The sequence below is a fragment of the Methanosarcina spelaei genome, assembly GCF_002287235.1.
GTDB classification, from domain to species: Archaea; Halobacteriota; Methanosarcinia; order Methanosarcinales; family Methanosarcinaceae; genus Methanosarcina; species Methanosarcina spelaei.
Genome location: NZ_LMVP01000067.1, coordinates 1 through 10,822, shown reverse-complemented (window position 1 = coordinate 10,822; position 10,822 = coordinate 1). Strand labels below are relative to the sequence as shown.

At 38.3% G+C, this 10,822-nt stretch carries 9 protein-coding genes; 2 read left to right on the top strand and 7 right to left on the bottom strand.

The window, feature by feature from the left end; all coding sequences use genetic code 11:
* Positions 1-80 precede the first annotated feature (80 nt).
* The 4 genes from ASJ81_RS05120 to ASJ81_RS05100 all read right to left on the bottom strand — a co-directional run bounded on the left by ASJ81_RS05120 (position 81) and on the right by ASJ81_RS05100 (position 5,371).
* Positions 81-821 carry a hypothetical protein gene (locus ASJ81_RS05120; protein ID WP_095643546.1) on the bottom strand — a complete coding sequence of 247 codons (741 nt, stop codon included), beginning with the start codon at positions 819-821 and terminating at the stop codon, positions 81-83.
* Positions 822-1,641: 820 nt separating this feature from the next.
* Complete coding sequence (locus ASJ81_RS05110; protein WP_095643545.1) at positions 1,642-3,135, bottom strand: alpha/beta hydrolase family protein; 1,494 nt, start codon at positions 3,133-3,135, stop codon at positions 1,642-1,644.
* Between the two features lie 515 nt (positions 3,136-3,650).
* A complete protein-coding gene (locus ASJ81_RS05105; protein ID WP_095643544.1) occupies positions 3,651-4,340 on the bottom strand; it encodes a TIGR00153 family protein in 690 nt (229 codons plus the stop codon).
* The gene (locus ASJ81_RS05100) at positions 4,337-5,371 is read right to left on the bottom strand and encodes an inorganic phosphate transporter (protein WP_095643543.1); all 1,035 of its coding nucleotides are present in this window, start codon (positions 5,369-5,371) and stop codon (positions 4,337-4,339) included. The genes ASJ81_RS05105 and ASJ81_RS05100 overlap by 4 nt, the downstream gene beginning before the upstream one ends.
* Positions 5,372-6,004: 633 nt before the next feature.
* Between ASJ81_RS05100 and ASJ81_RS05095 the strand changes: the two genes are divergently transcribed.
* Positions 6,005-6,340 carry a hypothetical protein gene (locus ASJ81_RS05095; protein WP_095643542.1) on the top strand — a complete coding sequence of 112 codons (336 nt, stop codon included), beginning with the start codon at positions 6,005-6,007 and terminating at the stop codon, positions 6,338-6,340.
* A gap of 844 nt (positions 6,341-7,184) precedes the next feature.
* On the opposite strand, the gene ASJ81_RS05090 is transcribed toward ASJ81_RS05095, so the two are convergent.
* The 3 genes from ASJ81_RS05090 to ASJ81_RS05080 all read right to left on the bottom strand — a co-directional run bounded on the left by ASJ81_RS05090 (position 7,185) and on the right by ASJ81_RS05080 (position 9,724).
* Positions 7,185-7,853 (bottom strand): phosphoribosyltransferase, encoded by a 669-nt coding sequence (locus ASJ81_RS05090; RefSeq protein WP_095643541.1) that lies wholly within the window; start codon positions 7,851-7,853, stop codon positions 7,185-7,187.
* 189 nt (positions 7,854-8,042) lie between these two features.
* Positions 8,043-8,753, bottom strand: a complete 711-nt coding sequence (locus ASJ81_RS05085) for an SDR family NAD(P)-dependent oxidoreductase (RefSeq protein WP_095643540.1) — start codon at positions 8,751-8,753, stop codon at positions 8,043-8,045.
* 260 nt (positions 8,754-9,013) lie between these two features.
* Positions 9,014-9,724 carry an SDR family NAD(P)-dependent oxidoreductase gene (locus ASJ81_RS05080; protein ID WP_095643539.1) on the bottom strand — a complete coding sequence of 237 codons (711 nt, stop codon included), beginning with the start codon at positions 9,722-9,724 and terminating at the stop codon, positions 9,014-9,016.
* Between the two features lie 155 nt (positions 9,725-9,879).
* Between ASJ81_RS05080 and ASJ81_RS05075 the strand changes: the two genes are divergently transcribed.
* A partial coding sequence (locus tag ASJ81_RS05075; RefSeq protein ID WP_095642727.1) for an ISNCY family transposase occupies positions 9,880-10,822 on the top strand: 943 nt, incomplete at its 3' end.

Sequence of the window (10,822 nt, the reverse complement as noted above, 5' to 3'; positions counted from 1 at the left end):
GGGATCAAAAAAGAATAACAGGAGAAGGAAGTGAAGCCTGAACCGATGACCAATGAAATCGAATTAGGCCTTTAAAAGGTTTATTTGTTGCAGGTGATCTTTTCAGAGCTGCATTTATTGCAGGTGGTTTTTTCCGAACTGTACTTATTGCAGGTGGTTTGTTCAGAGTTCCCACTGCAGTTTTTTACACAATCGGTTCCATTACAATTTTCTGTAAAGTTGTCGCAGCATTCTCCTGTGCAATCCTCGCCGCAGGTTTCTTTACACTGGTCACAGCAGTCGCCTGCGCAGTTTACTGCGTTACAGTTTTCAGTACAGGCATCGCAACATTCTCCTGTGCAATTCTCGCCACAGGTTTCTTTACACTGGTCACAGCAGTTGCCTGAACATTCTGTTTCAGTACAGTTATCGCAACAGTTTCCAGTACAGCTTTCGCCACAGACCTCTGAGCACTTATCACAGCAATCGCCTGCGCATTTAGTCTCGGTACAGTTGTCACAGCATTCTCCTGTGCAGTTGTCGCCGCAGGTGTCTTTACATTGATCACAGCAATCGCCTGAGCAGTTTTCCTCGCTATAGTTTTCAGTAAAGTTGTCGTAGCATTCTCCTGTGCAATCCTCTCCGCAGACTTCTGAGCACTTATCACAGCAGTTTCCAGTACAGTCTGCCTTGTCACACTGGGATGAGCTGTACTTATAAGAGTAGGTAGAAGGTGTCTGAGCATGACATGCAGAGGCTGCAGAAACTCCCAGAGTCAATATCGTTAATACAACAGAAACAGACACTATAGTTTTCCAGATTGATTTTCTGTTAAAGTTCACTTTTTTCCTCCTATTTTTTCCTCCTATTTTCTTACATTTGATACGAAAACACTCGTAATCAGGAACTCACTGGGTAAATTAATATATAAATACACTTACTTTTATATAATCTTATAAAAATCGAAAACAGAATTTAAAGCTTTATAATGCTTTATTTTCCAGCCTGAAATATTATGATAATATAAATTGTGTTTAACTGTATCTCTCGTCAGTCAAATGTTAAATATAAGTCCCTTCAGGATTTCGTGTCCGCTAAAATCTTAATATAGTCTTCTACAGTTAAACAAGCCTACAGTCTAAGGCCTTTTTTATATACCTGAGCTCTTAAGCCCCGAAATTCTCTTGGAGGCTCAAGTTTCCCATATTTAATGAAAAAGCAGGATAAGAGGCACCATATCTGTCTCCTCAATGTAATGTCTGACGCTTTTACTTTGATAGTTATAAAACCCAGCCAGACCAGAGTTTTCTGAGAATGACTTGAGAATGTAGAGATGCAAGAGAAAGGTGTTTCAAAAAATATTGACGATATAATAATTCTGATCGTGAAACATCGACAAAAAATAAGTGTATAGTGCAGATAGCTGAATGAATATTATCGAGCGTTATAAGAGAGAAGGAGGTTATAATAAAAATATGCCTGTAAATTTATAGTACTTTGTTTTCTCCTCACTCTCTTCCTTCATTACTCTTTTATTTCATTGCTCTTTTATTTCATTGCTCTTTTATTTCATTGCTCTTTTATTTCACTACTCTCTTCCTTCATTATTCTTTTATTTCATTGCTCTTTTATTTCACTACTATTTTACTTTATCATTCTACTTTATTCTTCCTGGATATGTTCCAAGATCCAGTTTCCTATAATTTCCAGAGCATCCGGAGAGATTGTTTCTTCGATTTTTGCGTACTCTGAGAGAGACCCTGTTTTAGCGGTCTGGAACAAATGGTTGAGGCCTTGCAATTCTTTGACTATGTAATCTTTATTACCACCTGCCTTGAGAGCATCATCTATAGCCCTGAGGTTTTCTTCAGGCGGAACCTGAAGGTCTTTTTCGCCGGTTATTGCAAGGACAGGACATTTGACTTTCATTAATGTTGGCCTTGGATCATAAGTAAGGAAAAAGCGCATCCATGGTGAGGTGAGTGCTGTTACTTGAGCGTCAATGACAGCTTCGGAATGGCCTGAACTTTCTGTTTTCTGCTCACTTGTGTTCGCTATCTCGGTCCTTAGGATTTCCCGAAGCTCTTCCTCAGCTGCTGTGTTATTCTTTTCTTCTTTTACTACAGAATACATTCTTCTCATCAGAGCTTCATTTTGCGCGATAGTCTCATTGCTTGCTCCTTCGGCTCTTGCAATCCTGTCACTTTGCATGTACAGAATTTCCTCTCCAGTTACCCCAGGTGCTGCCATCAGTATAATGAATGCGATATCTGGAGACTTTACTGCTACCATAGGTGCAATTAGCCCTCCTTCGCTGTGTCCAATCAGTCCGATTCGGCTCGGATCGATCTCCTTGAGACTTTTGAGGTATTCAACTCCTGTGAGTACGTCTTCAGCAAAGTCCTCAGTTGTATCCTGTGAAACATTTCCGGTAGAACCTCCAATACCTCGATCATCGACCCGAAGCACTGCAATTCCCTGGCGTGTCAGATAGTCCGAAAGTACAAGGAACGGGCGATGACCTGCAATTTCCTCATTACGATTTTGTTGGCCTGAACCCGTTATGAGTATGACTGCCGGAAAAGGCCCCTCTGACTGCGGAAGAGATAAGGTTCCTGCCAGCTTTACTCCTGCTTCTTTATTTTCATAAACAACTTCTTCTTCGGTATACGGATACGGTTTTATAGGGTCCTGCTCTCGGTGCGTCTCAGGAGCTTTTTCTATCCTGTTAAGCACAAGTGGAAAAACTGATCCTGCCTGTTTCCATTCTCCCTCTATGGTTTCGTTATTCTCCTTGTATATCCCTTCAAAACTTCCCGGTATGGACTTTACTCCAAGGTTCAAATTACCGTTTTTATAACTAACACTCTCAACAGGTATACCGCTTACTCCCTGATCAGGGCTGTCCATACTGGCACTGATGGACCCATCAGGATTAGTAGAAATATTGAATACTATCCTTAACTCCAATCCGCCTTGGACCGTCAAATTTCCTATCCAGATGCCTTCTATATCCTTGAGATTTCCAGCACTTGCATTATTTGTATCGTTTAGTTGTGAACTATCTAGCTGTGACCCTTCTGACTGCGAACTGCATCCAAGGCCCGCTATAGTAATACTTAGTAGGACTAGACAAATTATAATTTTGCTTTTCATAATCCCTCTCTCTTACAAATTTTCTTTGACTATCTATGTTTAGTTCTATCAGATTTATTTTTAAACTTGGATTCTATTGTTTTTCAACTTTTTTACCTAGACAAAGTTACAGCTGTTAGAACCTGACCAATCCAAATTCGGTTACTGAGAAAAGTAGCACGCCAATCTGATATCTTTGGCAATTATTTTCGATTATTATACTCTATTTTATTATACTCTATATTAAAAAGGGATTAGATTCTACTCGGTCAGCCAAGAAAAGACTTGTAAAAACAAACGAAAACATAATTCCTGAGAATCAAACTCTCGCCAATAAAGACCGAAAAGAAATATTTGTTCAAAACGACAAATTATTCAAAAGAAAAATTCATTCAAAATGATTATTCAAGTGAAAAACTTACTCGAAAACTAAGTCAAATAAAAAAGGGAATTAAAGGTTCAAAAGGTAGATTATTCGGAAAAAATAAGTTAAGTCGTTGTAAGGAAAACTATGTTATAAAAAAGTAAATGAAAATTTACCTTCTAAGTATCATTGTTCTCAGGCGGTCAGCAGCGCTTGCGGACTTATCAGCAATGCCTCCTACTCTTTCGACAAGACCTATCAGGTGACAGACACCTGCACCTCCTATAGTATCCTCGTTTTCGAAGATCTTTTTTAGGAGAGAAGTTTCAAGAACATCCACATCATGTTCCAGTCTTTCGACTTCAGGGATAATGGTCATAGTTTCTTTGATTTCTTCCTTGCTGAAAGAAGTTGCAAGAAGTTTGTAAAGCGCGCCCGCAAGTTCATCGTAAAGCCTTGCAGTCTTCAGGGAGGAGCCCATTAGTTCCAGAAAGCCGTCCTTGATTTCCTCAGGTATATCCTTACAGGGCCGAAGGGTCATCCAGTAGGCAGCCGCCTGAGCATAATCCGCAATAGAATCTTGCTGCTTAAGAAAGGAAAGGAGATCTTTTTTATTCACGGGCAGCCTTATTAATGAGGGAATGCTGGCCCTTATCTTCTGTTTGAGTTTATCAGCCTCGTGCTCCAGTTTGTCAATCTCATCTGTTCTCTCCTCCAGGATGGACTGATTTCCTGCACAGTAGGCTTCCATTGCTTCAGCCAGCTTTTCAACTGCCAGCACTCCCTTTTTTGCGTGTGCTTCCAGAGGCACAAAGGGAGATTCAGCAACCACGTCAAGGACAGAACGGATGTAGTCTATCATAAAAAGATCACCTCTAATCCTATAAAGATCAATGCTGATGTAAGGGCCGCTATAGGAACTGTTGCTACCCAGGAAGAAATAATTCTCCAGATCACACGAAGGTCAACGGCTGCAATCCCGCCTGCAAGTCCAACCCCTATAACCGAACCGACAAGTGTATGGGTAGTCGAAATCGGAAGCGAACTGTAACTGTGAATCAAAACAACTGACGCTGTTGCAAACTGGGCAGAAAAACCACGTGTAGGAGTTAGTTCCGTAATCTTTGAGCCGATTGTTAGAACCACTTTATAGCCCCAAGTGGCCATTCCTATTACCATTCCAAGGCCTCCCATTAAAAGCACCCATAAAGGAATTCCGGCTTCTACTCCTGATACCCCCATAACCTTAAGTGCTGCACAGAGAGGACCAATCGCGTTTGCTACGTCATTTGATCCATGCGCAAATGCGATATAACAGCCTGTTATGAGCTGTAAGGATATGAATTTTTTCTCAACAAAAGGCAGGTCTATAGCTCTATGAAGATAAATCCTTCTTATTATGGAAAAGGTGAGATAAGCAAAAATTGCTCCAAGAACTGGAGATATAAACCAGCTGGCAATAATCTTAGTAAGTTCTCCCCAGTGGATCTCAGAAAAAGAGATAGTTCCGTTATAAACCAGGATCAGCCCGAAACCGAGCACTGAACCAACTATGGAATGGCTGGTTGAAACAGGTAAGTTATAAAAAGTGGTAAGAGTTACCCAGAAGCTTGCTGCAAGAATCGCAGCCAGCATCCCTACCGCTACCATATTCGGATGAACTTTGCCGATTAAATCTATGGGAACAATTCCGTTTGCAATTGTCTGAGTAACTCGATCACCAAAGAATATGGCGCCTAAAAGTTCAAAGACAGCAGCAACAATAATCACTTGCTTGATTGACAAGGACCCTGTTCCAACTGAAGTTCCCATAGCATTTGCGAGGTCGTTTGCCCCTATATTCCAGGCCATATAAAGGCCCGCTAAAATAAGCGCTATGATAAGTAAATCCATTTTTTTTCTGCTCCAGAAATCTTAAAATTCAAACCTTTTATAGTAATTATAACGATAATTATAAAATACATATTTTTAGTTTTTATATTAAAGATTTTATCAGTTCCATTGTCCAGAATTTATTATTTACATTAGTCTCTAAATGTTTCTCTTAATTTCAAGCGTGTGGTATTTCAGACAATTTCATTATATTTTATAGTTTCCATATATTTTCGAGCTCTCTATATAATCTATAGATCTATATACGACTATTTTTGGTATATTCATTTTCTTTTCCTCAGGGTTAGTAATTTCAAACCTTCAATCTGAAGATAACAAGGACAAACTCTAAAAAACAAAACTTTTCCTTTATTCAAAATAATGATCGAATCTCCTTGGAGTTGTTAGTTCTTTCGTTTTTAGGCGATAAGAAAAGAGGGCGTTTAAAATTTTATTTTTACATACTGTTTAAAATTTTTGATAAAAATGTCTTATTTTATGTATTTAATTAATTTTAACTATCTCCACTAGTACTAGCTTTCAAAACTTTCTTTGAGCAATAAACTACCTTTATAGGATAGTTTATAATATTGTAAAATACCCACAGTGGGGAAGTGGGGAAATAAAAACCAATAACTTGGGGAGTATTATAATATGTTTTCAACATTTGGTATTATTCCAACGTATGAAACCTTAACTAAATCCTGTTTACAGGGAAAAGAGAGAATACTAATATTACGTGAGCATGGTCTTGGTTTGCTGTCAAAAGAAGGACAAGAAACCTTGTGGCGCATAGATAATATCGCAATTGTTCTGGATTTGATCAAAACTCGAATTTTTATGTGCGTCCCATTTCAAACGGAAGAAGAGCTTTTAGAAAACGTGTTGCTATTTACAGGTCTCGACTATAAAGCTGCAGTGAAAGTCACAAAAACAATTGTTGCATCCGATTGGATTCCTATGTTGGAGGAGAACTTTTATTCTTTGTAGGGCTTTATAGGAGGTTTTACAAACGCTTTTCTTTTGAGGTAGTTTAAACCTGGCCTTCCAATTTCGTCTTTTATGTTTAAAAATAGATCGACTACACTATATGATCTACAGATTTATAGGTTTACAATAAGATAATAATAGAAAGGAGTAGAGAATGTGCGCAATTGCGTATATCATGGCATCTTGTCAGAATGCGATCTTTACTATTACAAATGGCATCGGGATGGATTCCCATGTTCAACTTGCACACGCAGTCCGTTGAGTCAAGAAAACATATTCCAAAAACTCAGTGATAATTAGACAATGTCATTTTTTACTTTTGTTTTTCTTTTGTGGAATGGCAAACTAACAGAACTTCATAGGCGGTTCTAAAAGTGATTTTCTTTTGTAGGGTAGGAATTACATCCACTCTCTATTAATTGCTTTTAACACACAAAAATACACTGACTGGACTATTAATTTTAAATTAACTTCTGCTGGTTAGTGCATCTACCTTACCTTGATAGAATCGCTTTCAAAACATGGCAGAACAAGGGTTTGTGAGGTACTGTCCAGTTGACGGGTGTTAGACATTATAGAAGCTCGGCTGTAACTGGAAAAATTCTTTAACATCCGTCAACTTGACGGTACCTATTTATCTAAAAGGAAATATTAATCAAATCTAATTCAAAAGCGTCTGTGGGTACGGTAATGAACACAAAAACAAGACGAAGAATAAACACTACCGCGAATTACCTGCAACAGCTACCATAACAAAAATAAGGACTTTAGATTACTGTATTACATATTTACCTGAAAACATATTGAGTTAATGTGACCGGAATTACAGAAGAAAATATTTTTTTCAGGTTTCAAGTTCATGAAACTCATGATCTTTCAGTTCTTTTTTCCTTATATTCTCTCTCAATAGATCGAGGACCTCTTCATCCGAAACATCGTACCATTTCTCGTAAGCTTGGGCGACAGCCCTAAAATAGGCAGGAGTCTCAATCACCACGAGTTCATCTACCTTTTTCTGAAGCTCTTCTGCAACCTCCCTTCCTGTTACAGGTACTGCAACCACTATTTTTCCGGCTTTCCTGTTTTTACAAAGCTCAATGGCTGCCCGCATTGTAGATCCCATTGCAATGCCGTCATCGATAAGAATCACGGTTCTCCCTGCAAGCTCAGGTATGGGATTTCCTCCTCTAAGAACTTTTATTCGCCTTTCAATCTCAACAGTTTGCTCCTGTTTCATCTGCTCAATGGTTTCTTCAGAAAGCCAGTAATACGCATTTTCTAAAATAAAAGTGCTCCCATTCTCGGCTATTGCCCCGAATCCGGCTTCAGGATTATCCGGGAAAGGCAGTTTTCTTGCAATAATGAGAGAAAAATCGGCACCCAACTTCGCTGCAACCTGCAGTCCAACTTCCACTCCCCCACGTGGAATAGCAAGAATAATAGGATTTTCAGTCCTGTATTTTTCAAGAGCTTTTGCAAGCTTTTCTCCTGCGTCTTTACGGTTTTTGAACATATTTCCACCTTACATTCAAAATCACACTTTCTATTCAGAAATTACGCTTTCTATTCAGAAACTAAAACTTATATCCAGAAACTAAAACTTATATTCAGAAACTAAAACTTATATTCAAAATTACACTTTCCATTCAGAAATTATACCTCATATCCCAAAGCTACGTCTTTCTTCCATCAAATATCAAAGTTAAACTATCCTCATAGGCCGCCTGTAAATCTCGACTGAAGAGCCTGAAGGAAGCGTCGTTTCTGGTAAGCAAAGTTCCAAAACTCTGTTTGCAACATCTTCGGGCTTGAGAACAGGTTCATCTGAAAAAAGCGAGTGGTACATGTCGGTATCCACACCTGCAGGACAAACTGCATAAACCTGAAGCCCACCTCCTACTTCGTAAGCAAGAGACTCTGTAAAGCCAATTACTGCAAATTTTGAAGCGCAATATATCGAAAGCTTTGGGATACCATGCTTTCCTGCACCTGAGGATATATTTACAATTCTGCCCTCTCCCCTTCTAAGCAGATGGGGAAGAGCATACTTTGTGCAGAGAAACATACTTTTTACGTTTGTATCCATAATCTCATCATATTCTTCGGTTGAAGTCTCCACAAGATATTTCCTATATGCTACTCCTGCATTGTTCACGAGAATGTCAATTCTTCCAAAAGCATTCATTGCCTTTGAAACCATGTCAATGACCTCCTCTTCATTTCGAATGTCAGTCTTTACCGCAAGAGCTTTTCTACCTTCCCTTTCCACCAACCTGGCAGTTTCTCGAATTTCCCTTTCGGTTCTTGCGACAATTACAATGTTGGCTCCTTCTCCTGCAAGTGACAGGCAAATGGCCCTGCCAATTCCTCTTCCCCCACCGGTTACAATGGCTGCCTGGCCTTTCAGTCTCATAGCAGTCCCTCTACAGTCATCTTTTTAATTATCATGCAGGATAAGAATATAATTTTGGAAGCAATAATTCTGAACTACAATCAAGCGTTATCTATCTCTTTTAAGAACTGTCTATTTCTTAAAAGGAAAAGTGAACTCCGACAAAAGAATGAAAGAAGACCTGGCAAAGAGATAACGTAATTTATAAATCTACAAGCCACCTATATAAGTCTGCCAGAACTACTCCAGATTGCCGGATGCCTGCTCTTTGGTTTTTACAATTAAAGCTGAGGGACTGGAGGAGCCTGTATCTCTATTATCTTTCCGGATGTAACTTTTGAATCCGGAGAGGCAAGTTCCAGAACCTTTTCCGCAATATGTTCGGGTTTAAGTGGAGGTATGTTTGAAAATAGTGACCTGTACATATCCGTATCCACAGCACCCGGGCAGACAGCGTACACTTTAATTTCTCCTTCCAACTCGGAGGCAATAGATTCTGTTATTCCGTTTACTCCAAACTTGGATGCGCAGTATACGGAAAATTCCGGAAGCCCGTGTAATCCTCCTACTGAAGATATATTGATAATTTTTCCGTTTTTACTCCCTCTTATGTATGGAATCGCATACTTCGTACAGAGAAAAACTCCTTTTAAGTTTGTATCTATGATTTTTTCGTACTCTTCGAGAGTTGTTTCCTCCAGTCTCTTTTTATATGCCACTCCTGCATTATTGATAAGAATGTCAAGCTTACCACATTTGTCAATTGTCATTGAGATCAGACGCCTTACATCTTCTTCACTACGTACATCAGCCTGAATAGCCAGAGACTTACTGCCCATTTCTTTTAATTTATCCATAGTTTCTTTAATTTCGCTTTCGTTCCTTGCTGCAATGATGATGTTTGCTCCCTCTTTTGCCAGAGCAAGGCAGATAGCTCTTCCTATCCCTTTGCTTCCCCCGGTTACAAGAGCTGTTTGACCTGCTAAACTCATTGCTACTCCCTTTATTGGTTTATTTTTATCTAATTGTTTTTTATTAAATAAAAGATAAAACGACTCAGTTCCAAAATCTAGTGATGAAAGTAAGTGTAACATCACTACATAAATTTATAATTCTCTAATTATGTAATGATGTTACGGCAAAAACAATGGTAATTATAAATCTTACTCTTAATAACTTATCGGAACTCCCTGCTCTCTCATACCTTTTTGATAGTTATAGCAATGATTACGAATATACCACAAGAGGAATTTTTCGTAGAAAAATTCCTCCAGCCTGCCCTATTTGCAGTGCTCCTATGGTTCATAACGGCTATAATCTATACATCAAAAAAGGTCTTGGAAAAATCAGCATTGGTCGATACAAATGCCAAAATTGTGGTAGTACAGACGAAGAAGATCATAGTTTTTGGGAAGGTCTGAAAACTTTACTTTTTGATTCATTCAATAATTTTTTCCAGGTGCTCAGATACCATAAAGTTTCTTATGATGGAATTTCTGATATAATGAGCTTCATATTTCCAAGATCAAGAAGCACTATTTTTAGAACATTCAACAAAGAAATGGAACAGGAAAATGTTCCAATTTTAGAAAATGTACATATGGTGCACTATGACGAACAGCATCCAAAAGAGGGACGTTGTCAGAAATACCGTTTAACATTACTGGATGCAAAAACTCAAAGAACAATAGCAGATGAACTTTTTGAGGATAAAAGTTCAGAAACCATCAAAACGTTTCTACGAAAAAATCTAGATACATCAGAACCTGTGTTTATTGTTACGGATTTTGATAAGAGATACCCAGATATTTTAAAGGAAGTTTTTGGGGATAAGTTAGTGCATCAATACTGTTTGATGCACTTAAACAAGCTTATAGTTAGCGATTTTCCGAAGAAAACAACAATTGAACAGGAACTATTAAAATACAGGTTATTGAATATATTTTACAATCGTGAAAATGAGATTAAATTCCTGGAAAAAATTCTATCTGAAGAACTTAACGTAATTATGAATGAAGAAAAGCATCAAGAATGGAGTATAAAGGCAAAAAAGGAATTTAACCGATTTAGATATAAATTGAAGCTAGAAA